At 69.9% G+C, this 21,755-nt stretch carries 22 protein-coding genes; 10 read left to right on the forward strand and 12 right to left on the reverse strand.

The window, feature by feature from the left end; translation table 11 throughout:
• Window positions 1–65: 65 nt before the first annotated feature.
• The 4 genes from NKG96_RS08360 to NKG96_RS08375 all read right to left on the reverse strand — a co-directional run bounded on the left by NKG96_RS08360 (window position 66) and on the right by NKG96_RS08375 (window position 4,441).
• Window positions 66–1,751 carry a GMC family oxidoreductase gene (locus NKG96_RS08360; protein WP_254538079.1) on the reverse strand — a complete coding sequence of 562 codons (1,686 nt, stop codon included), beginning with the start codon at window positions 1,749–1,751 and terminating at the stop codon, window positions 66–68.
• On the reverse strand, window positions 1,748–2,281 hold the full coding sequence (locus tag NKG96_RS08365; protein WP_254538080.1) for a gluconate 2-dehydrogenase subunit 3 family protein: 534 nt from the start codon (window positions 2,279–2,281) through the stop codon (window positions 1,748–1,750). Before NKG96_RS08365 ends, NKG96_RS08360 begins: the two co-directional genes overlap by 4 nt.
• 72 nt (window positions 2,282–2,353) lie before the next feature.
• Window positions 2,354–3,199, reverse strand: coding sequence for a hypothetical protein (locus NKG96_RS08370; protein WP_254538081.1), 846 nt, complete (start codon window positions 3,197–3,199; stop codon window positions 2,354–2,356).
• 165 nt (window positions 3,200–3,364) lie between these two features.
• Window positions 3,365–4,441 (reverse strand): glycosyltransferase family 4 protein, encoded by a 1,077-nt coding sequence (locus NKG96_RS08375; RefSeq protein ID WP_254538082.1) that lies wholly within the window; start codon window positions 4,439–4,441, stop codon window positions 3,365–3,367.
• An 86-nt stretch (window positions 4,442–4,527) separates the two neighbouring features.
• Between NKG96_RS08375 and NKG96_RS08380 the strand changes: the two genes are divergently transcribed.
• Both NKG96_RS08380 and NKG96_RS08385 read left to right on the forward strand, forming a co-directional pair.
• On the forward strand, window positions 4,528–5,409 hold the full coding sequence (locus NKG96_RS08380) for a winged helix-turn-helix domain-containing protein (protein WP_254538083.1): 882 nt from the start codon (window positions 4,528–4,530) through the stop codon (window positions 5,407–5,409).
• Between the two features lie 99 nt (window positions 5,410–5,508).
• Window positions 5,509–5,799 (forward strand): hypothetical protein, encoded by a 291-nt coding sequence (locus NKG96_RS08385; RefSeq protein ID WP_254538084.1) that lies wholly within the window; start codon window positions 5,509–5,511, stop codon window positions 5,797–5,799.
• A 156-nt stretch (window positions 5,800–5,955) separates the two neighbouring features.
• Here NKG96_RS08385 and NKG96_RS08390 read toward each other — a convergent pair whose 3' ends face one another.
• Window positions 5,956–6,960 (reverse strand): transcription initiation factor IIB, encoded by a 1,005-nt coding sequence (locus NKG96_RS08390; RefSeq protein WP_438267419.1) that lies wholly within the window; start codon window positions 6,958–6,960, stop codon window positions 5,956–5,958.
• Window positions 6,961–7,189: 229 nt separating this feature from the next.
• On the opposite strand from NKG96_RS08390, the gene NKG96_RS08395 reads away from it, so the two are divergent.
• Window positions 7,190–7,906, forward strand: a complete 717-nt coding sequence (locus tag NKG96_RS08395) for a helix-turn-helix domain-containing protein (protein WP_254538085.1) — start codon at window positions 7,190–7,192, stop codon at window positions 7,904–7,906.
• Between the two features lies 1 nt (window position 7,907).
• Here the strand turns inward: NKG96_RS08395 and NKG96_RS08400 are convergent, their stop codons facing one another.
• The 6 genes from NKG96_RS08400 to NKG96_RS08425 are packed head-to-tail and all read right to left on the reverse strand — an operon-like array spanning window position 7,908 to window position 15,422.
• The gene (locus tag NKG96_RS08400) at window positions 7,908–8,213 is read right to left on the reverse strand and encodes a CoA-binding protein (protein WP_254538086.1); all 306 of its coding nucleotides are present in this window, start codon (window positions 8,211–8,213) and stop codon (window positions 7,908–7,910) included.
• 26 nt (window positions 8,214–8,239) lie between these two features.
• Window positions 8,240–10,312 (reverse strand): ArnT family glycosyltransferase, encoded by a 2,073-nt coding sequence (locus tag NKG96_RS08405; protein ID WP_254538087.1) that lies wholly within the window; start codon window positions 10,310–10,312, stop codon window positions 8,240–8,242.
• A gap of 44 nt (window positions 10,313–10,356) precedes the next feature.
• Window positions 10,357–11,502 carry an ABC transporter ATP-binding protein gene (locus NKG96_RS08410; protein WP_254538088.1) on the reverse strand — a complete coding sequence of 382 codons (1,146 nt, stop codon included), beginning with the start codon at window positions 11,500–11,502 and terminating at the stop codon, window positions 10,357–10,359.
• The gene (locus NKG96_RS08415) at window positions 11,492–13,081 is read right to left on the reverse strand and encodes an ABC transporter permease (RefSeq protein ID WP_254538089.1); all 1,590 of its coding nucleotides are present in this window, start codon (window positions 13,079–13,081) and stop codon (window positions 11,492–11,494) included. The genes NKG96_RS08410 and NKG96_RS08415 overlap by 11 nt, the downstream gene beginning before the upstream one ends.
• A 1-nt stretch (window position 13,082) precedes the next feature.
• A complete protein-coding gene (locus tag NKG96_RS08420) occupies window positions 13,083–14,213 on the reverse strand; it encodes an extracellular solute-binding protein (protein WP_254538090.1) in 1,131 nt (376 codons plus the stop codon).
• A 51-nt stretch (window positions 14,214–14,264) separates the two neighbouring features.
• Window positions 14,265–15,422 (reverse strand): alpha-1 4-glucan-protein synthase, encoded by a 1,158-nt coding sequence (locus tag NKG96_RS08425; RefSeq protein ID WP_254538091.1) that lies wholly within the window; start codon window positions 15,420–15,422, stop codon window positions 14,265–14,267.
• A 292-nt stretch (window positions 15,423–15,714) separates the two neighbouring features.
• Here NKG96_RS08425 and NKG96_RS08430 point away from each other — a divergent pair, with 292 nt between their 5' ends.
• The 5 genes from NKG96_RS08430 (at window position 15,715) to NKG96_RS08450 (ending at window position 19,974) form a co-directional block, all read left to right on the forward strand.
• A complete protein-coding gene (locus tag NKG96_RS08430; protein WP_254538092.1) occupies window positions 15,715–16,458 on the forward strand; it encodes a beta-ketoacyl-ACP reductase in 744 nt (247 codons plus the stop codon).
• Window position 16,459: 1 nt separating this feature from the next.
• Window positions 16,460–18,034, forward strand: a complete 1,575-nt coding sequence (locus NKG96_RS08435; RefSeq protein WP_254538093.1) for an acyl-CoA carboxylase subunit beta — start codon at window positions 16,460–16,462, stop codon at window positions 18,032–18,034.
• A gap of 1 nt (window position 18,035) precedes the next feature.
• Window positions 18,036–18,347, forward strand: a complete 312-nt coding sequence (locus NKG96_RS08440) for a DUF8022 family protein (protein ID WP_254538178.1) — start codon at window positions 18,036–18,038, stop codon at window positions 18,345–18,347.
• 86 nt (window positions 18,348–18,433) lie between these two features.
• Entirely contained in the window at window positions 18,434–19,588 is a 1,155-nt protein-coding gene (locus NKG96_RS08445; RefSeq protein WP_254538094.1) for a thiolase family protein, read from the forward strand.
• Window positions 19,588–19,974 carry a Zn-ribbon domain-containing OB-fold protein gene (locus tag NKG96_RS08450; protein WP_254538095.1) on the forward strand — a complete coding sequence of 129 codons (387 nt, stop codon included), beginning with the start codon at window positions 19,588–19,590 and terminating at the stop codon, window positions 19,972–19,974. Before NKG96_RS08445 ends, NKG96_RS08450 begins: the two co-directional genes overlap by 1 nt.
• On the opposite strand, the gene NKG96_RS08455 is transcribed toward NKG96_RS08450, so the two are convergent.
• Entirely contained in the window at window positions 19,975–20,730 is a 756-nt protein-coding gene (locus NKG96_RS08455; RefSeq protein WP_254538096.1) for a DUF7547 family protein, read from the reverse strand.
• Window positions 20,731–20,845: 115 nt separating this feature from the next.
• Between NKG96_RS08455 and NKG96_RS08460 the strand changes: the two genes are divergently transcribed.
• Both NKG96_RS08460 and NKG96_RS08465 read left to right on the forward strand, forming a co-directional pair.
• Window positions 20,846–21,535 carry a DUF7504 family protein gene (locus tag NKG96_RS08460; RefSeq protein WP_254538097.1) on the forward strand — a complete coding sequence of 230 codons (690 nt, stop codon included), beginning with the start codon at window positions 20,846–20,848 and terminating at the stop codon, window positions 21,533–21,535.
• 67 nt (window positions 21,536–21,602) lie between these two features.
• Window positions 21,603–21,746, forward strand: coding sequence for a hypothetical protein (locus tag NKG96_RS08465; RefSeq protein WP_254538098.1), 144 nt, complete (start codon window positions 21,603–21,605; stop codon window positions 21,744–21,746).
• Window positions 21,747–21,755 lie beyond the last annotated feature (9 nt).

Here is a 21,755-nt window from a genome sequence, read left to right on the forward strand (position 1 = left end):
ACGCGTCGAGTAGGTGGCCACAGATGAATGACGAGCGACTAAATGTTCCGGCGGTAGGTGCCGACTCAGAGGCGTGCGTCGACGCTGTCCGCCACTCTGAGCGCCAGCGCCGCGATGGTGAGCGTCGGGTTCACCGCCCCGCCCGTCGGGAACACCGACGACGAGGAGACGTAGAGGTTCTCGACCTCGTGGGTCCGCCCGGTCGCATCGACGACGCTCGTCGCCGGGTCGGTCCCCATCCGGGTCGTCCCGAGGTGGTGCGACCCCATGTCGGAGTCCTCGTAGCCGACGACGAGGGTGTCCGTCGCGCCGAGTTCGGCCATGACCTCCCGACAGACCTCCTCGGCGCGTTCGAGCGTCCGGCGTTCGTGGTCGCCGTACGACAGCGAGACGTTCGGCACCGGCCGCCCGTGGTTGTCGGTCGTCGACGGGTCGAGGGTGACGCGGTTCTCGGGACGCGGGAGTACCTCGGCGACGGCGCGCATCCCGAGGACGTTCCCGCCGGACTCCGGGACGCCGTCGAGGAGTGCGTCGCCGAACGTGCTGCTGTTGAACGGGTCGGCGGCAGCGTCCGTCAGCGTCCCGACGCCGGGGTCGCCGAGCGCGCCGAACACCTGCTTGATGGCGGCGGACTTGCGCGTGTGTTCCCCCACGCCACCCCCCGCGGTGTTGAGGAAGACGAGCGCGAAGGTCCCCGGGGTCGGACCGTCGGGGACGTAGAACTGGTCGGACCTGCTGGTGGTGAACCCGACGGTGTTCTGCCAGGTCGGTTCGTCCACCGTCGCGCGCACCTCGATTTCGGCGTGGTCCATCAGGTAGCGCCCGACGGCACCGCTCCCGTTGGCCAGTCCGTCCGGGTGGGCGTCGGAGTCGGAGAGCAACAGGAGGCGAGGCGTTTCGATGCCCCCCGCCGCGAGGACGAACACGTCGGCTTCCTGCCGGTAACGTTCGCCGCCGGGGGTGGCGTACTCGGCCGCGACGACACGCTCGCCCCGGTCGTCGGTGTGGAGTTCGAGCACCTGCGCCCGGTCGACGACGTGCGCGCCGCGCTCCACCGCCCGGTCGACGTGGTGCTCGGAGGTGTAGCGAGCCCCGACCGGACAGGCGTTGCAGACGCCCGTAGCGGAACAGGACGCCCGGCCGTCGTAGGGTTCGGAGGCGATGGCTTTCGGCTGGCTCGCCATGTCGATGCCGAGCGACTCGCAGGCTCGCGCGAAGATGCCGTCGCTGTGCGAGGGCGGGAACGCTGGCATCGGGAACGACTCGCTCCGGGGCGGCCCGTGTGGGTTGTCGTCGCTCCCGGAGACGCCCATCTCGCGTTCGGCCGCGTCGTAGTAGGGAGCGAGGTCGGCGTAGCCGAGGGGCCAGTCGACGCCGACCCCGTAGCGCGACGCCATCTCGAAGTCCTTCTCGTGGAGTCTGGGCGTGTTCCCGTTCCAGAGGAGCGACGAGCCACCGACGCCCTTCGCCCGCACCTGATTCAGGCGGGCAAAGAGGCTCCCCGAGGAGGTGTAGCGGTCCCGTTCCTCCTCCAGCCAGAAGGCGTTGTGCGACACGTCCGACCGGAGCCACAGTTCCATCCGGCGAGTGCGGTCCTCGACGGAGTGGCGCTCGCCGGCTTCCAGCACGACGACCGAGTGGCCCTTCCCCGCCAGCGCGTCCGCCACCAGCGCCCCGCCGGGCCCCGACCCGACGACGCACACGTCCGCGCTCGCGACCGGTCGTCGGTCAGCGCGGTCGGTCCCCGTCATCGCCCCGGCCCCCGCTGGTAGACGTCCGTCCCCCCCGGCCACCCCGGCGGGTTCGGGTTCCCGAGGAGTTCGCCGCCCGTCGGGTGGGTGAACAGCGCGTAGAGCAGGTCGTTGACGAGGTAGTACCTGACTCGCTCGGCGACGCTCCCCTCGGGGTTCGCGTGGACGGCGTAGACGCCCAGTTGCGCCAGCGCCCGGTGGCGGTCGGCCGGGTCGAGGGCAGCGACCGGCCGGTCGAACCGCGCGACGCAGAATTCGTCGACGGTGTCGATGGCTCGCGCCAGCCCGTCGAAGTGGCCGGGGAGCGGTTCGGGTCGCCCGAACACCCGCCTGCGGACGAACGAGGCGTCCACCGTCACCGCCGAGGGGTAGACCACCGCAGCGACTGCCGTCGCCGCCGCGACGCGGGCGTCCGTCGCCGGTTCGTCCGCTCCGTCCGCCGCGAGGGCCCCCGGCCCGTAGCCGAGGGCCGTCGCGCCGAGCGTCGTCCCCGCCAGCGCGGCCAGCGCGTCGCGTCGCGAGAGGGTCACCGGTACCACCCCCGGCCGCCGCCCGTGAAGGGTCGTATCGTCGCGCGTGTCGAGGGGAGGGGCCGCGCTGGTTCACTCACGGGAGAATCCCTCCGAGAACGCGACGGGAAGTCGGTCCGCCCGAGCCCACCGCAGGGGTGGCCAGAGGGCGGCGAGCGCGAGGAACCCAGCGATACCGAGGAGCGCGACCAACAGGTCGCCGTGCCAGTAGAGCGCCAAGAGCACCCCGGACGCGATCTCGCCGAGGGTTCCGTCCCCGGCCAGCCCCGTCGCGTAGTCCACCACGGCCGGGCGGGACGTGAAGACGCGGACGTCGTGCGTGAGCGTCGCGAGACCCGTCCCGGCGACCAGCCACCCGACGCCGACGACGAACAGGGCGGCCGTCGCGAACCGTCCGCCGGTGCTCCCGCCGTCCGCCGAGAGGTGCGTCGACGCGCTCGTCCCGTCCACGAGGTGGTAGTCGGCGGCGACGAGGACGGCCAGTCCGACTGGAAGCGAGAGCGCCGCGCCCACGAGGTACGTCCAGACGTTCGTGAGGTAGGGTGCCCTCCCCAGGAGAGCCGCCAGCCACGCGACGACGGCGAGCGTACACGCGACGGCGACGACGAGGGTGACGACGTACGAGCCCACCGCTCGCGGCGAGCGCCACCCGTCGTCCCCCCGGAGGACCGCCGCGGCGTAGGGAACACCGGCGGTCCAGACGGCCAACAGGACGGTCCACGGCCCGACGACGCCGGACCCGAGGTCGGCGAGGACGACGCCGAACACGCCGCCCCACGCGACGCGCGGTCCGAGGAGGAGCGCCGGACCGACGAGCACCGCCACGAGGTACTCGGGGGGAACCTCGAGCCACGAGGCGGCGACCCCTGCGACGAGGACACCGACCGTGGTACCCAGTACGGTCAGTCCGTCACTCACGTTGGTCTCTCCGAGTGAATGTGCTGACATAGATGTATGTGTGGTTATAGATACATTAAACCTATGATGAATTTCACACCGATTCGGCCGTCCGGCGAGGACGGAGCGGCCCCTCACGGGCTCTGAACGCGCCACGTCCTTCGCGACCCTCCGTGGTTCGGTGTCCTACCCGGTCGTGTCGGTCGCCGTCGCCTCGCTGTAGACGTCGAGGACGTCGTCGACGACGGATTTCCAGTCGGGGAGCGGCGCGGCGGGGGCGTCGACACCACGGAGGCGGTTGACGGCCCGCGCGACGACGGGCGGGGTCGGTTCGTCGACCGTCGCGCAGTCCTCCCGTCGACCCCACTCGGCCAGCGCGCCCGTCTCGCGGACGACACAGGGGGTCCCCGCGGCGAGCGCCTCGGCGACGGTCATCCCGTAAGCCCCCATCGTCGAGAGCGCGATGAGGGCGTCCGCGCCGGCGTAGAGGCCCGGCAGTCGGTCGTCGTCGACGTAGCCGAGGAAGGAGACGCGGTCGGCGACGCCGACGGTCTCGGCGACGTATTCGAGTTCCTCGCGGTACGGCCCGTCCCCGGCGACGAGGAGGTCGTACTCGGCGAGGTCGGGCGAGCACAGCGCCCGGATGGCGTGGTGGACGCCCTTGTACGACTCCAGTCGCCCGACCGAGAGCAGGTACGGCCGGTCGTGCTCCTCGGGTGGTGCGTCGGCGAAGCGGTCGGTGTCGAGACCGTTCGGGACGACGGTCGCGTCGAGACCGAAGGTCTCCCGCAGTCGCCTGCGCTCCCACTCGCTGACGGCGATGCGGGCGTCCGCCCGCGCGAGCGCCCGGCGCCCGACGAGTCGGTAGGGGCGGAGGAGCGCGTCGCGGACCGGCGAGGCGCTCTGCCCGTGGTAGTGGGGCGTGGCGACGAACGCCGTCCCCTCGACGGCCGTGGCCGCGAGCGCCAGCGGAAGGGCGTGGTAGTTGTGGGCGTGGACGACGTCCGCCTCGCGCCGGAGTCGTCGGACCGCCGGGGGGACGCCCGGCGCGAGGTAGTAGGCGTCGCCCGGGGCGAGTGCCCGACACCGCCGCACCGTCACGCCGTCCCGGGTCTCGGTTCGCGGGTCGTTCCGGTCGCGGTCGGCGGCGACGACGGTCACGTCGTGACCGCGTGCGGCCAGTCGTGTCGCCAGTTCGGAGACGTGACGCTCGACGCCCCCGACGCGGGGCGGGTACCGGTGGGTGACCTGGACGACGCGCATCTGGGGAGAATGGCACCGCCCGGCGACATGAGTGGTCCGGTCGCTGGTCACGAACGTTTTAGGTGGCTGAGGGGAAACCCTCCTCCATGAGCGAAGCGAGCGAGGGGCGTCTCGGTGTGTGTTCCGACTGCGTCGCTCCCGAGGAGGCGTTCTCCCTCATCGCCAACGAGACCCGCCTCCGAATCCTCGAAGCCCTCTGGCGGGCCGAGTCACGTCCCGTGCGGTTCTCCGAACTCCGAGAGGCGGTCGGGATGCGCGACAGCGCCCAGTTCAACTACCACCTGGGGAAACTCACCGACCAGTTCGTCAGCAAGTCCGAGGCGGGCTACGACCTCCGCCACGCCGGCGAGAAGGTGGTCCGCGCCATCCTCGCCGGGTCGTTCAACGAACACCCGCACGTCGACCCGTTCCCCGTCGAGGGGTCGTGTGCGTGGTGTGACGGCCCCCTCGAGGCCCACTACGAGGACGAGATGCTCTCGGTGGTCTGTGCGGACTGCGAGCGCCGACACGGGAAGTACTCCTTTCCTCCGGGCGGTCTGAACGACCGGACCGACGAGGAGGTGATGCGGGCGTTCGACCAGCGAGTCCGCCACCTGCACTGTCTCGCCGCCGACGGCGTCTGCCCCGAGTGCAACGGACGGATGGAGACGCGACTGGAGACGGAAGGCGAGTGCTGTCTCGGCGGCGGCCTCCGGGCCGACCACGTCTGCGCGCAGTGCAACTACGCGATGTGTTCGACCGTCGGGCTGAGCCTCCTCGACAAGAGCCCCGTCGTCGCCTTCTACAGCGACCACGGCGTCGACCTCTCCTCGCGTCCCTACTGGACACTCGACTGGTGTGTCGGCGACGAGAGCACCGCCGTCGCCTCGCGCGACCCGTGGGACATCACGGTCACCGTCGAACTCGACGGGGACTCCCTCGCGGTGACCCTCGACGGCGACCTGAACGTGGTCGCCGTCGACCGCTGAACTGTCGGGAACCTTACCGAACGCGATTCCAGTAATCCGGCCTACAGAAATGCATTTCAGATTACACTTATGTCCGTCAGAGGCGTCCGTTCACCTGTAATGAGACGGAACCACTCCGACCGCTCGACGCCTCTGTTCCGGTCGTCCACCCTGTCGCTCGGCACGACCGAACCCCCCTCCGTGTCCGGCCGGTCGCTGGTCGTCACGTACCTGTTCGCGCTGGTCGTCCCGCTGACGCTGTGGGTGGTCAGCTACCCCGCGACCGCCGCCCTCGTCGCCGCCAGTTTCGCCGCCGGCGGCCTCACCGTCTGGGCGCACGTGACGTTCTCGAAGGGCGAGGGGGGCGTTCTCGCCCGCGTCCCCGGCCTCGGCAGCGACCCCCAGCACTAGCATCGCCCCGCACGACCACCACCCCGCTTCGGCCCTCCCACTTCGCGTTTTTCCCCGTCCCGCGAGTCGGCGACCGTTCGTCGTTCCTCGTCTGCCGTCCTCCGTCCGCGTCGCTCGTCATCTGTCGACGTCGAGAAGCCGAGTCGGCGCGCCGTCTCAGGCGGGGGCGGATCCGGTGTCCGGGCCGTCGCCCTGGATGGCGAGCAGTTCCTTGTAGCGGTTGCGGATGGTGACCTCGCTCACGTTCGTCACCTCCGAGACGGCTCCCTGCGTCAGGTGCTCGTTGGTGAGCAGGCCGCCGGCGTAGAGGGCCGCCGCCGCGAGACCGACGGGTGACTTCCCGGAGTGCGCGCCGACCTCCTTCGCCCGCCGGAGGAGAGCGTGCGCCCGGGCCTCGACCTCCTCGCTGACGTCGAGTTCGGAGGCGAACTTGGGGACGTAGTCCTCCGGGTCGGGGGGTTGGACCTCCAGTCTGAGTTCGCGGACCAGGTAGCGGTACGCCCGCTTGAACTCCTGGTCGTCGACACGGCTCACCATCCCCACCTCGTCGATGGTCCGGGGGATGGCGGCCTGCCGGAGCGCCGCGTACACCGCCGCCGTGGCGATGCCCTCGATGGACCGCCCCGGCAGAAGGCCGTCCACGAGCGCGCGGCGGTAGATGACGCTGGCCGTCTCGCGGACGCTCTTCGGGAGGCCGAGCGCCGACCCCATGCGGTCGATTTCGCCGAGCGCCTGCTTCAGGTTGCGCTCCTTGGAGTCGCGCGTGCGGAAGCGCTCGTCCCACGTGCGGAGCCGTTGCATCTTCGCGCGCTGGCGGCCCGACAGCACCTTCCCGAAGGCGTCGCGGTTCTCCCACCCGATGTTGGTCGAAAGCCCCTTGTCGTGCATCATCCGCGTGGTGGGTGCGCCGACTCGTCGGCGCTCGTCGGCGCTCTCGCCCTCCAGCGAGCGCCACTCGGGGCCGCGGTCGATCTCGTCCTCGGCGACGACCAGTCCGCAGTCCGCACAGACCGTCTCGCCGTGCTCGCTGTCCACTTCGAGTCGACCACCACACTCGGGACAGTCGAGGCGTTCGCTCTCGGCCGTTCGTCGGCGGGTCTCCGCCTCGTCGGCCGTCGTCACCTCTTCCCGGTTGTAGCGTGTTATCGTCGACAAAGTGATGGACACGTCCGGTCCGTATCCGGACTCTGCGGCGGTGTCTGCGCGACATGCCTGCAGCGTACACGCAGGTACGTTAGCGTCCAGCAAGACCCTTCGTCTGGCAGATGCCAACTCCGGTTCTCGTCGGGTCCCGAGCGGAATCGACCCTCCTCGGCGCTCGCGGGCCGGGACGGACTCGGACCCCCCACCCGACGAAAGCGCTATTCAGCCTGCGACGAGAGTGGTGGCGATGCGCGAGTTCGTCTTCACGGTCGAGTACGACGCGGGCGTCGACCGACTCGCGGACGCCTTCATCGACCACCCCGACGCGATGGGGGCCTCTCTCGCCTGCTGTGTCACCGCCCGGAATATGTGGCGACTCGACCGGCTGACGGGGTCGCCAGCGGCCCTCGACGCCGTCGAGGCGTGTTTCCTCGACGGGCGGTGCAACGAGTGCATCGGCCACGAGGACTGCGGGGCGACCTGCCAGTACGAGGTGCTCCGGCGGACGCCGGGGAGTCTCACCGTCTACACCTTCCGCCCCGAGGTCGAACACTGCCACTCGATTCCCTACCTCGCGACGTCTCACCTCGGCGACGGCCTCCTGTTCGAGACGACGCGGACGGGCGACCGCTACGAGTGGCGCGTCCTCCTTCGGGACGGGGACAGCGTGGGCGGCCTGTACGACGCCCTCCAGAGCGACCTGCGGCCCGGCGTCCGACTGAACCTCACGCACCTCGGGACGCCGGACCACTGGTGCGAGCGGGCGGTCACCGTCGCGGACCTGCCCGCGGAACAGCGCGAGGCGCTCATCGCGGCCGTCGACGGCGGCTACTACCGGACGCCCCGCGAGGCGACCGTGGCGGACCTCGCCGACTCGCTCGGGGTGCCACGCTCGACGCTCCAGTATCGCCTCCAGCGGGCCGAGGCGTGGCTCGCGCGGGCGTTCGTGGACGCGACGCGGTGACTCAGCCCAGCAGACGGTCGTGTTCGACCTTCATGCAGTGGTCCTGGACGAACTTCCTGCCCGACTCCTCGACGCGCTTTCCGGTCCCGTCGTTGGTGATGCCCAACTGGTGCCACACCATCGCGACGCCGTCGCGGTCGAACATCTCGTCGGCGTAGGGGTTCACCAGCACCACGTCGTAGCCGTGCTCGACGAGGTACTTCGGTATCTCGTGGGCCGCCTTCCCCTCGGTGGTGGACGCCCCGACGACCGCCACGCGCCTGCCGCCCAGTGCCTCCCGCAGTTCCTCGTCGGATTCGACGGGCATGGGTTCCGTGAGGCGACAGGAACGGTTCAGGGTTGCCCCGAGGCGTTCCGCGTTCGAACCGTCGTCTCGAAGGAGACGCCGGGCAGGTAGTCCCCGCCGGGGACGTAGGTGCCCGCCGAGCCACAGTCGGTGGTGAGCCGACAGACCGACCGCTCGCCCGGCCAGAGGACGCGGACGCGCCCGTCGCCCGTCGCCACGTCCACCTCCTGTCGGTAGGTCAGCGTCGCGCCGCCCTCCTGAACGAACGTCACCGTCAGGGTGACTTCCTCGAAGCGACCGAGCGGGACACTCCCGCTTCCGAGCGTCGCGTGCGTGTCGTTGACCGCCCACTCGACCGTCGCGGTGCCGTCCTCCGCGCTGACGCCGTCAACGAGGGACGTGCCGTTCGCCGCTAGCCGAACCGTCGAGGGGCGACCCACCACGCCGACGGTGGTGGTGAACTCGTGGCGGGACCCCTCGCGGACCGCGAGGGACTGGAGGTGGGGCGTGACGGGACTCGGGCCGAGGTCCCACTCCCCGCGGAACGAGTAGCGATAGAGCCGCCGGTCCGGGTAGGCGTCGACGACGGCGAAGTCGCCCGCGGCGCCGCGGTCCTGCGCGTAGAGCACGTCGCCGGACTCCAGCGACCCGCCGTTGCGCAGGGGCTGGAACGGGTGGTTGAGCCACGCGCCGTACGTCCGCGGGAGGAAGACGAGGGCGTCCTCGAACTCCCGGTCGAACGGTTCCAGCGCCCGCCGGAGGTCCTCCGTCGTCCGCTCGTGGTCCGCGACGGGTTCGTCCATCGCGGCGACCTGCGCCCCGGCGACGACGGGGGCCGCGACGAGGAGGACGGCGAGTCCCGCCGCCCGTGCCTGCCGACGGGGGAGCGCCCCGAGACGCGCCCGCGTCCAGTTCGCCACGTCCCGGAGGCCGACCGCTCCGAACACCGAGAGGGGGAGCAGGAGGTCGTAGTGGTAGAACGGGCCGAACGCGCCCATGAAGCCGTCTGTGGGGTCGGAGACGTTCCCGAGGACGTTCAGCGACCCCCAGAACGCGACGTTCCCGACGACCACCGAGAGGGCGACGCCCGCGAGGAGGCGACGGAGGGTGCGGTCGGGGAGCGTTTCGGTCCCTCCGCCGTCGGACCGCAGGGACCGCAGGCCGACGAACGCGAGCAGGGTCCCGAGGGGTGCGGCGACGGTCCATCGGGTGGCGAGTTCCCAGAGCAACTGGCCCGCGACCCGCACGGCGAGCGCGGGGGTGTAGTTCCGACTGTACCCCAGCAGTTCGCGCCGCCCGAACCCGAGGCCGTCCAGCGGTGCGAACGCCTGATAGGGAAACAGCAGGGCGTGACCCGTGACGACCACGTTGTACGCGAGGGCGAGGGCGACGCCCGCCAGTCCGAGGAGGGCGACGACGGCCAGTCGGGTCACGCGGGGCGTCACCTCGCCGGTCCGTACGTCCCGACCGACGAGCAGCAGGGCGTGGCCGACGAACGGCAGGCCGAACAGGACCGCCGTGTAGGGGCGCGCGAAGAACGCGAGTCCCACCGACACCCCCGCGAGGAGGGCGTAGGCGAGACTCGCGCGCGTCCGGCCCGCGTCGAGTCGCCTGAGCGCACGGACGTACCCCAGCGCGAAGGCGAGGTTCAGGAGGTGCGTCGGCGCGTAGGGCAGGTAGTTCGGCGTGATGAGCAGGAAGAAGGGCGTGGCGAGGACCATCGCGCTCGCGAGGACGCCCACCGGCGGGTCGAACGCCTCGCGGGCCAGTAGCCCCGTGAGCGCGACGATGCCCGTCCCCACGAGTACGGGGCCGACCCGGGGGACGCCGAGTGCCACGCCGGGCGCGAACAGGGCCGCCGTGACGGGCGAGTACTTGGGGTAGAGGCGGCCCCCGTCGACCACGAAGAACCACGGGCGGAACGCGCCGGGGTGGTCCGTCGTGAGCCACAGTTTCCCCTCCAGCAACATCGCGGCCTGCTGGAGGTACACCCCCTCGTCGTGGTTCTCCGACAGGAGGGGGAAGAGGTCGCGTGCGACGGTCAGGAGGACGACGCCCGCGAACAAGGAGAGGGCGAGGAGCGCGAGCGTCTCGGGGGACGGACGACTGCGCCGGGCCATTCAGGGGTCGAGTCGACGGGGGCGGCAGGCAGTGTCGGAGCCGTTCATATCGCCCGGGGGCTCCCCTGCGGGAACCACGCCAGATCGTGGTCCGCGGTCAGTTCCACCCGGACGCGCTCGTCCAGTTCGACCTCGTCGGCGTGGTTGTGCATACACGAGATGGTGTCGCCGGAGTCGAGTTCGACCCGGTAGAGCACCGTCGGGCCGAGGTAGCGCCGGTTGACCACCTCGCCGTTCGTCGGGCCGTCTGGGTGGGCCTGCACGTCGTCCGGGCGCACGAGGATGTCGATGGCAGACCCGTCGTACTCGGGGGCGAGACCGTGGACGGCCGCGCGTGACACGTCGCCGAGGCCCGTCTCGACGGCGTCGCCCTCGACCCGGCCGGCGAGGAAACTCGCGTGCCCGAGGAAGCTGGCGACGAAGCGCGATTCGGGGTGCTGGAACACCTGTTCGGGGCGGTCGACCTGGTCGAGTTCGCCCCGGTGGAGGACGGCGACGCGGTCGGAGATGGACATCGCCTCCTCCTGGTCGTGGGTGACCGAGATGGCCGTGACGCCCGCCTCCTTCAGGATGCGACGGACCTCCTCGCGCATCTCGACGCGGAGGTCCACGTCGAGGTTCGAGAAGGGTTCGTCGAGGAGGAGCAGTTGCGGTTCGGGTGCGAGCGCACGCGCGAGCGCGACCCGCTGTTGCTGGCCGCCGGAGAGTTCGTCGGGCATCGCGTCGTCCTTGCCGGGGAGGCCGACGAGTTCGAGGAGGTTGGCGACGCGCCGGTCCGTCGACTCCTCGTCCATCTCCTTCAGGCCGAAGGCGACGTTCTCCGCGGCGGTCAGGTGAGGGAACAGCGCGAACTCCTGGAAGACGACGCCGATGTCGCGTTCCTCGGGCGGGACGAACCCGACGCCGGGACCGGCGACGGGGTCACCGCGGAGGCGAATCTCCCCCTCGTCGGGTCGGTCGAGACCCGCGATGAGGCGCAGGGTGGTCGTCTTCCCGCACCCCGAGGGACCGAGCATGGTGAGCAACTCGCCCTCGCGTACCGAGAGGTCGAGTTCGTCGATGACGCGCGTGTCACCGAAGGACTTGCAGACGCCGTCCAGTTCGAGGACCACCTCGCCGGGCGATGGTGCCCGGTCCGTCGTCTCGGTACTCCCCGACCCCGTCCGTCCCGAGAGGAGTTCATTCGACATCGTACCCCTCCAGTCTGACCATGACGAGCAACGAGAGCGCACTCACCAGCAACAACACGAGTGCAGGTATGGCGGCCTGTCCGTAATAGCCCTGTTGTTCGGCCGACCAGAGGTGCGTCACGAGGGTGTCGAACCCCGCGGGTCTGAGCAGGAGCGTCGCGGGCAGTTCCTTCATCGTCGTGAGGAAGACGAGCGCCGCCCCGCCGAGTACCCCGGGGGCGACGAGGGGGAGCGTCACCCGCCGAAACGCCCGCGAGGGCGGCTCCCCGAGGGTGCGGGCGGCCTCTTCGAGCGTCGAGGATACCTGCTCGAAGGAGGTGCGCGTCGACCCGACCGCCTGCGGGAGGAACCGGACGACGTAGGCGAATACGAGCAGGGGCAGGAGGATGACGCCCTGCCGGTAGAACTCGCCGCCGTAGTGTGCCCCGAAGAAGACCAGCGCGAGGCCGATGACCAGCCCCGGAATCGCGTAGCCGACGTACGCAGAGCGTTCGAGGGCGGCCGGAACCAGCCCTCTCTGTCGCGCCGCGACGAGGGCGATGGGGAGCGCACAGACGGCGGCGACGAGGGCCGCCGCGAACGACAGGCCCACCGAGTTCAGGACGTACTCCGGCTGGAAGGCGAGCGAACTCGTCGTCCGGCCCGTGTTGACCAGCCAGAGGCCGAGGATACCGAGGGGAACGGCGAGTGCGAGCGTCGGCACCGCGAGGCAGGCGAGCACCGCGGGGACCTTCAGTCGGCCCAGTCGGAGCGACGAGGCCCGCCGTCCGGGGTGGTCGGACTGGACGCCGCCGCCGCGCACGCGCGACTCGATTGCGAGGATGACGAGCGTCACGACCACCAGTTGAAGCGATAGCAACACCGCGAGGTCGAGGTCGTACTTCTGGGCGGAGAAGATGACGCGCGTGAACACGTCGTAGCGCATGATCTGGGGCGTCCCGAAGTCCGAGAGCGCGTAGAGGGCGACGAGGAGCGACCCGGCCCCGATTGCGGGGCGAATCTGCGGGAAGGTGACGCGCCTGAACGTCTCCCACCCGTCGTGCTGGAGGGTGCGTGCGGCGTCGATGAGCGAGGTGTCGACCGTCTTCAGCGCCGCGCGCGTCGTGATGAACACGTAGGGGTAGGTGTACAGCGTGAGGACGAGGACGGTCCCGCCGAACCCGTAGATGGAGGGCAGGGACTCGACGCCGAGGGGGGCGAGGATACCCTGCAGTCGCCCGCGGGGGCCGAACGCCGAGACGAACGCGAACGCGCCGATGTAGGAGGGGACGACGAGGGGCATCGCCAGCAACACGGTGAAGAGGCGCTTCGCGGGCAGGTCGGTCCTGACGGTGAGGAAGGCGAGGGGGACGCCGATGACGATGGACGCGCCCGTGACGCCCGCGGCGAGGGCGACGCTGTTGACGAACACCTCGACGGTCGTGTCGGCGACGAGGAGCGAGAGGCTGTCGCGGGCCTCGAACGCGCCCGCGAGCAACCAGACGAGCGGTGAGAGGACGACGGCGGCGATGGCCCCCGCGACGAGGGTGAGCCCGACCGACCGGCCCCCGACTCGCTCCTCGACGGTGTTGGTCGCCATCTCAGACGGTGATACCGACCTCCCGCAGGAGTTCGATGGTCGGCCCGTAGTCCGCCAGTTGCGAGAGGTCGAGTTCCGGCGGCGGGCTCAACTCCTCGACGGGCGGCAGGTCGCCGATCGGCTGTGCCTCCGGGATGACCGGGTACTCGTAGGTCTGGGTGATGAAGTACTCCTGTGCCTCCGCCGAGAGGAGGTGGCGGACGAAGTTCGCGGCCATGTCGGTGTCGTTTGCCGTGTCCACGACCGCCGCGCCCGCGACGTTGAACACCGCGCCCGCGTCGTTCGTCGTGAACGCCGTCGCGAGGGGGGCGTCGGGGCGCGCGTCGAGGACCCGCTGGATGTAGTAGTGGTTCGCGAACCCGGCCTGAATCTCGCCGTCGGCCACCGCCTGCGCGATGGCGAACTCGTCGGCGTACTCCTGGACGCCCGAGTCGAGCATCCCCTGGAGCCACTGCTTGGTCTTCTCACGTCCGTTGAGGACGCGCATCGCGGTGACGAACGCCTGGAACGACCCGTAGGAGGGTGCCCAGCCCATCGCGTCGTCGAACCGGGAGGCCTCGGGGAACGCGAAGATGTCGTCGGGGATGTCCCCCTCGCCGAACGTGTCGGTGTTGTACGGGATGGTCCGCGCGCGCCCGGAGGTGCCCGTCCACTCGCCCTCCGGGTCGCGGAACTCCTCTTTCGCGAGGCCGAGAACGTCGTCGGGGAGCGTCGCGGTCCGGCCCGCCTCCGCGAGTGCGCCCAGCGACCCCGCGTTGACCGAGTAGAAGACGTCCGCGGGGCTGTTCGACCCCTCTTCCCGTATCTTGTTGACGAGCGTGATGGAGTCCTCGTACCGCGGGTTGATGGTCAGGTCGGGGTACTGCTCGTGGAGGTAGTCGAACAGGCGACCGACGAGGGCCTGTCCGCGCCCCGAGTAGACGTCGATGGTCCCCGAGAGGTCCGGCATCGCCTCCATGGGCGTCCCCGCGGGGACGTAGTCGCCGCCGCGACCCGACCCGATCTGGCCCGGCTGGAAGGTCTGGTTGTCACCGCCACCGCCGAACACGTCGAGACAGCCCGCGAGTCCGGCAGTGCCGACTGCTCCTACCGCCTGAAGCACCCGGCGCCGCCGGTGGCCGTTGTCGCTCATTGATCGTTTAGGCTCGCCTAAAACACTTATAGCTGCTGGTTCCCTGCCGTCTCAGTCGTCCGCGGGGGCGGGCGCGGCCCGGACCGGTTCGGTCCCGAGGGCGTCCAGGCAGTCCAGCCACTCGCGCATGTGTTCGCCGACGAAGGTGAGGAACTCGCTGTTGTTGTAGTCGTTCTCGTGGGTGACGAGGGCGTCGGCCATGGCGGCGAACGCCTCGCCGTAGGAGTCGGTGTCCTCCCCGGCGTCGTCGACGACCTCCCAGACGTGTTCGTTGAGTTCCAGCGCCGGAACCTCGTTGTTCAGGTCGTCGAACGTCGAGCGCGGGGCCTTGTTGTGCTCACAGAGCGGGTAGCCGTTGAGAATCTGCGTGCCGACGATGTCGCAGGCGCGCTTGAGGAAGACGCCCGACCAGATGTCGTCGAAGCGGCCCACGTCCCACGGGTTGTCGTCCATCGGCAACTGGTAGAACGCGGGGACCACCTCGCGGCGGAACGCGAGGTTCATCGAACACACCGTGAGGTACTGGCCCCGGACGGCGACGAACTCCTCGCCGTAGTCCTCGCGCGTGGTCCGGGTCCGGGCCTGTCCCCGCAGGTCGCCGTCCATCAGGATGCGCACGGCGTCGAGGTCGGGCACGTTCGTCCAGAGACCCTGCGAGGCGACGACTCGCTCCACCGCTTCGGTGCCCACCTCGACCGTCTCGTCCATCGCGCTGTACGGGTAGCCGCGGGGGTAGAGGCCGTGGTCGTCGAAGTTCTGGTAGAGGACGTTCACCCACCGTTCGTCGCTCTCGACGGCGGCCACCTCGCCCTCGTAGGCGAGGTTGCGGTAGTGTCGACCGAAGAAGTCCGTCTCGTGGGGGAGGGTGTCGTCGTCGATGAAGACGCCGAAGTCGAACTCGGGGTGCGCCCAGAGGTAGAGCAGGCCGAAACTCGTCTCGGCGTGGCTGGCGGCGGGGACGAGGTGGGAGAACTCCTCGATTCCCTGCGCCTCGTACCACGCCTCGCGGCGGGACCCGTCGAACACCTCGCCGACGACGTCGAGGTCGTCGAGCATCGCGCGCATCGCGTCGGTGTCACAGAAGTCCTCCGTGACGAGGACGAAGTGCAGTCGGTCGGCGTGGCCGTACTCGCGGGCGTTCTCCACGTACTCGCGGACGCACTCGAACTCCCGGATTGTCGGGACGATGACGCAGGTGTCGGCGGACATTCGCTCGTCCGATGTGTTTAGGGCCACCTAAAAATATGTGTCGCAATGCGTCCGTCGCCTCGTGGTGGGTGGAGTCGTGACACACCGTTAAGGCCCCGGGGCGCGTCGAGAGGTGTGGTATGTGTCGACAGTTGGTGCCGGAACGACGGGTCGTCGCCACCGGCGACGTCGGGTCTGTCGTCGCCCGGATGGGTAACGATTTATCGCCGGCCCCGGATGCGTCGAAACGAAATCGTCCCGCCGGTGCGGGTCGCGACCCGACGGTCCTCGTATCCACGGACTACCTGTAACCATGATCCTCGAAGAACAGACCTGCGTCGTGACCGGTGCCTCGCGCGGCATCGGTCGGGGTATCGCCACAGAACTAGGGAGCAACGGGGCGAACGTCGTCGTGAACTACCGTTCGTCCGAATCGGAAGCCCACGAAGTCGTCGACGAGATCGAGGCCGCGGGCGGGCGAGCCATCGCGGTGCAGGCAGACGTCGCGGACTTCGACGCCGTCGCCTCGATGGGCGAGGCGACCCACGACGCCTTCGGCGCGCCGGACGTCCTCGTGAACAACGCGGGCCTGACCATCGACAAGACGTTCGCGAACATGACCCGCGAGGACTGGGACCGGGTGATGGACGTGAACCTCGGGGGTGTCTACAACTGCACCAAGGTGTTCTTCGAGGACCTGAAGGACGCCGACGAGGGCCGTCTCATCAACATCTCGTCGGTGGTGGGCCAGCAGGGCAACTACGGGCAGGCCAACTACGCGACCACCAAGTCCGGCCTCTTCGGGTTCACGCGGACCATCGCCCTCGAGATGGCCCGCTCCGGGTCGACCGCCAACTGCGTCGCGCCCGGGTTCGTCGAGACGGACATGCTCGAAGTGGTCCCCGACCGCGTCCAGGAGAAGATCATCGAGCGCATTCCCCTCGGCCGGTTCGCCACCGTCGACGACGTCAGTGGTATCGTGCGGTTCCTCGCCAGTAAGGAGTCCAGCTACATGACCGGGCAGATCCTCGGCGTCAACGGCGGCATGGAGTGGTGAGATGAGCGGGGACGCACAGCAGACGGCGTCGGAGGAGGACCCCGTCGAGGAGCTGCGTCGTCGCCGCGAGGCCGCCCACCTCGGCGGCGGGGAGGACCGAATCGACCGCCAGCACTCGCTGGGCAAGATGACCGCCCGCGAGCGCATCGACTACTTCCTCGACGACGGTACGTTCCGCGAACTCGACACCTTCGTCGAACACCAGTCGACGAACTTCGACATGGCCGAGAAGACCTACCCCGGCGACGCCGTCGTCACCGGGCGGGGGGAGGTGGACGGCCGGCCGGTGTACGTCTTCGCCCACGACTTCACCGTCCTCGGCGGGTCCGTCGGGGAGGTGGTCGCCGACAAGGTCTGCAAGGCCATGGACAAGGCCATCGAGAACGGCGTGCCCGTCGTCGGCCTGAACGACTCCGGCGGCGCGCGCATCCAGGAGGGCGTGGACTCGCTGGTCGGGTTCGCGCGCATCTTCCGCCGGAACACGAAGGCGTCGGGCCTCATCCCACAGATTTCGGCCATCATGGGGCCGTGTGCGGGCGGGGCGACGTACTCGCCCGCCCTCACCGACTTCACCCTGATGGTGGAGGACACCAGCCACATGATGATAACGGGGCCGGACGTCATCGAGACGGTCACCGGCGAGCAGATATCGAAGGAGGAACTCGGCGGGGCGGGGACCCACGCCGGCACCTCCGGGGTGGCCCACATGGCCTGTCCCGGCGAGGAGACGGCGCTGGACTCCGTCGCGGACCTCCTCGCCTTCCTCCCGTCGAACCACCTCGAGGACCCGCCGCGGGCCGAACCGTACGACGACCCCAAGCGGTCGTGTGACGGCCTCCGCGACATCGTCCCGGACGAGGCGAAGAAGCCCTACGACGTCGTGGACGTCGTCGACGAACTCGTCGACACGGGGTCGTTCCTCGAGGTTCACGGCTCGTGGGCGCGCAGCATGGTCGTCGGCTTCGCCCACATGGACGGCCGTCCCGTGGGAATCGTCGCCAACCAGCCACGCGCGAACGCGGGCACCATCGACATCGAGGCCAGCGAGAAGACGGCACGGTTCGTCCGCACCTGCGACTCGTTCAACGTCCCGGTCATCACCCTCGTGGACACGCCGGGGTTCATGCCGGGGACCGACCAGGAGCACAACGGCATCATCCGCCACGGCGCGAAACTCATCTACGCCTACGCCGAGGCCACCGTCCCCCTGCTGACCGTCGTGACGCGCAAGGCCTACGGCGGCGCGTACATCGTCATGGGGTCGAAGGAACTCGGCGCTGACCTCAACTACGCGTGGCCCGGCGCGGAGATGGCCGTCCTCGGCCCGCGCGGCGCGGTGAACATCCTCTACCGGAAGGAACTCCAGAACGCCGACGACCCCGAGGCGCGGCGACAGGAGTTGATGGACGAGTACCGCGAGGAGTTCGCCAACCCGTACAAGCCCGCCCAGCGGGGGTACATCGACGACGTCGTCGAACCGGAGACCACCCGCACGCGCCTCGTCGAGGACCTCGACCTCCTCGAACGCAAGCGCGCCGAGACGCCCGCGAAGGACCACGGCAACATCCCGCTCTGACATGGGGGGCGACAGTCAACGGACGGACGACGAGGGGACGACCACGACCGTCGACCTGTCCACCGGGGCGGGCGACGTCCGGTTGACCATCCCCGACGACGCGACGCGCGGCGAGGCGGCGGCCCTCGCCTGTGCCATCGGTGCCCACCTCAACGACCAGTTGGTGGCGGCCGCGGCGGCAGGGGGCGGTCCCCGGCAGGCCAACAAGTGGTCGCTCGCGGGTCGGTACGGCGCGCGTTCGAGGGGTGACCTCCCGCGGCGGGTCGACCGGGGCGAGGAGTGGAAGATGGCCGGGCGGACGCGTCGCTGGTAGCCGGCGTCCGGAACTGGTCGAGAATCAGACAGCCGCGAACACTTAACTCGCCCGCGTTAGCAACACCGCGGTATGAGGGCCGACAGATGACAGACGTGGCAGTGATCGGCGCGTCGATGACGAAGTTCGGCAAGCGCGAGGGGGAGTGGGTGATGGACCTCCTCGCGCAGGCGGGCATGGAGTGTCTCGACGACGCTGACGTCGCCCCCCACGAGGTCGACCACCTCCTCGTCTCGAACATGGCCAGCGGCGAGTTCGAGGGTATGACGGGCGTGATGAACGCCCTCGCCCACGACCTCGGGGTGCTCCCGGCGTACGCACAGCGCGTCGACCAGACGTCTTCGTCGGGGGGCGCGGGGATGTACGCCGCGTGGCAGTCGGTCGCCAGCGGTGCCAGCGACATGACCCTGCTCGTCGGCGGCGAGAAGATGACCCACCGGACGACGGGCGAGGCGACGGACGTCATCGCCTCCATCACGCACCCCGTCGAGTACAAACACGGCGTCACCCTCCCGAGTTTCGCGGGGCTGACCGCCCGCCTCTACCTCGATACGTTCGACGCCCCCCGCGAGAGTCTGGGGAAGGTGGCTGTCAAAAACCACAAGAACGGCGTCGACAACCCCAAGGCGCAGTTCCAGAAGGAGATTACGCTGGAGACGGCACTGGAGTCGCCCATCGTTGCCGACCCGCTTCGCCTCTACGACTTCTGTCCCATCACCGACGGGAGCGCCGCGCTCATGTTCTGTCCCGTCGAGGTGGCCGAGGAGTACACCGACGACTACGTGCGTCTGTCGGGCGTCGGCGGCGCGACGGACACCCACGTCGTCCACGAGCGTGCGGACCCCACGACGATGGGCGGCGTCGTCGAGAGCGGGGAACAGGCCTACCAGATGTCCGGCTACGGGCCCGAGGACATCGACGTGGCCGAACTCCACGACATGTTCACCATCCTCGAGTTCCTCCAGAGCGAGGGGCTCGGCTTCTTCGAGAAGGGTCACGCGTGGGAGGCCATCGAGGAGGGCGTCACCGAACGCGACGGCGAGTTGCCCATCAACACCTCGGGCGGCCTGAAGAGCAAGGGCCACCCCCTCGGAGCCTCGGGCGTCGCACAGGGCGTGGAGATATACGAGCAACTGATGGGCGAGGCCGGTGCCCGGCAGGTCGACGCGGAGGTCGGCCTCTGCTGTAACGTCGGCGGGTTCGGCAACTGCGTCATCACCACCATCATGGAGGCCAACTGATGAGCCACGACGAGAACGGCGAGAACGCGATGGAGGCGACCCGCTACGCGGACGGCAGTCTGAGCTACCCCGGCCACCCGGTCGGTCCCGACGGGTCGGAACCCGTGGAGACGGTGGACCTCTCGGAGTACACCGCCACCGTCGTGACGTGGACGACGAGTACCGCGACACCGCCCGGCGTGCGCGCCCCGAACCACCTCGCCATCGTCGAGTTCGACGTGGAGGGCGAACCGGTCCGCGCGCTCGGACAACTCACCACCGACGGCGTCGACATCGGCGACGAGGTCCGCCCGGTGTACGTCGAGGAACTGCGCGAACCGGGCGCGGGCATCCGCGAACCGGCGAGTCAGGAGTGGGACGGGTTCCGCTTCGAACCCGTCGAGTAGTCAGTCCTCTCGGTCCTCGTCTCCGTCTCCGTCCCCACTCTCCCCTCGTTCCACGCCGCCAGCGTCCGCCTCGCCGTCGTGGACCTCCCGGCGGATGGCGTCGAGTTCGGCGTCGACGTCCACCTCGTCGTCGCGGGGGGCGTCCTCGTCCTCGCGTTCGGGTCGCTCGGTCGTGTCGCCCGCGTCGGCCACGTCGATGCTCACCGGGCCGCCGTCGCGGCGGGACCGACGACCCCCCCGGTCGCGTCCCCCTGCGCGTCCCCCACGCTCCTCGCGCCGGGTCAGGTCGCGGCCCGCGATGCGGTCGTCTATCTCGCGGCGGAGCGCGCGGGCGTCTTCGAGCAAGTCGCGGGCGTCCGGGTCCGTCGGCTGGCCATCCAGTGCGTCCTGGAGGTCGGTCAGGACACCGTCGAGTTGGTCCATGGTCCGGCCGCCGAGCGCCTCGAACTGCCGGCGCTCGACGCGGGAGTCGTCGCTCCCGTTGAGGATGCCGAGGAGCCCCTGCAGGAGTTCGAGCGCGCGGATGTTCGCCTCGAGGAAGGAGACGAGCGTCGGGATGGTGTACTCCTCGGTGAACCGGAGGAACCGCCCGGGTCGGGGTGGCGCGACGCTGGGGGTGCGGCGCGCGCGACTGTGGCGCGACCGTTCGCGACCGTCCCGGTCCCGGTCGTCGAGTTCCCCGCGGAGCGCGTCGAGCGTGGTCGAGAGGTCGTCGAGCAGGTGCCGGAGGTCGTCGTCGGTGGACCCGTCGCTCATGGCCCCGGTTCGGGTGGGGACGGCAAACGCCTATCGGCGTTCACGATGTTCGACAGGTGAGTTCGATGCCACAATCCTTATTGTATACTACCACGGACGTACCGAAAGAATAGGAATGGCAACGAACTCCCGGTCCGGTGTGTTCGCACAGGCGCTCGCAGGGTTGAAGCGTCGCGGTAGCGGTCTCCTCGTGGTGGGTGCTGCCTGTAGCGAGACCCACGTCGGGGTCTGTCGCCGCCTGCTCGGCGACGCCGCCTCCAGTGACCGGCGCAGGCTGGTCGTTCTGACCGACGGCGTGCCCGGCGCGGGCGCGCGCACTGACGGTGGCGACCAGACCACGCTGCAGGTTATCGACCGCCGCCCCACGACGCGCGGGGCCACAAGCGCCGCGACGGGGTCGTCGTCCGTCTCGAGCGACCTGGAGACGCTCCGCCGGGAGGTCGTCGCCGCCGTCGAGTCCTTCGAACGGGAGGCAGGCGACCTCGCGCCCGCCGAGTTGCGCGTCTGCGTGGACTCCCTGCGCGCGCTGGTCGACGGACACGGCGAGGCGGAGGTGCGGACGTTCCTCGCCTCGGTGGTCGAGGAGACGCGCTCGCGCGGCGGGATGTGCCACGTCCACCTCCCCGCCTCAGCGGACAGCGAGGCCGTCGAACGCTTCGCCGACCTGTTCGACGCCACCGTCGAGGTGCGCGCCGTCGACCGGGAGGTCGACGAACACGCCGTCGACCTCCACGGACCCGTCGCCGTCGAACAGCGCTGGCATCTCCGCGAGGAGGACATCGAGACGGACTGGCTCCCCCTCTGAGCGGGCGAACCGGCACTGTCTAGGTGGACCAAAACCCTTTTGCGCTTTAGGCTCGCCTAATCCGACGATGGACGCCCCGGCGCGTAACCCAGACGAGGCCGACCGGCCCGTGACCGCACACCACCCCTCCCCCGACCGGACCGTCTTCACCGAGACAGGCAACCGGGACCGCTGGATAGCGACGGACACGGTCGTCGACCTCGAACGGTAGTCTCCTCAC

This window comes from Halomarina litorea, from assembly GCF_024227715.1.
In the GTDB taxonomy this organism is placed as follows: Archaea; Halobacteriota; Halobacteria; order Halobacteriales; family Haloarculaceae; genus Halomarina; species Halomarina litorea.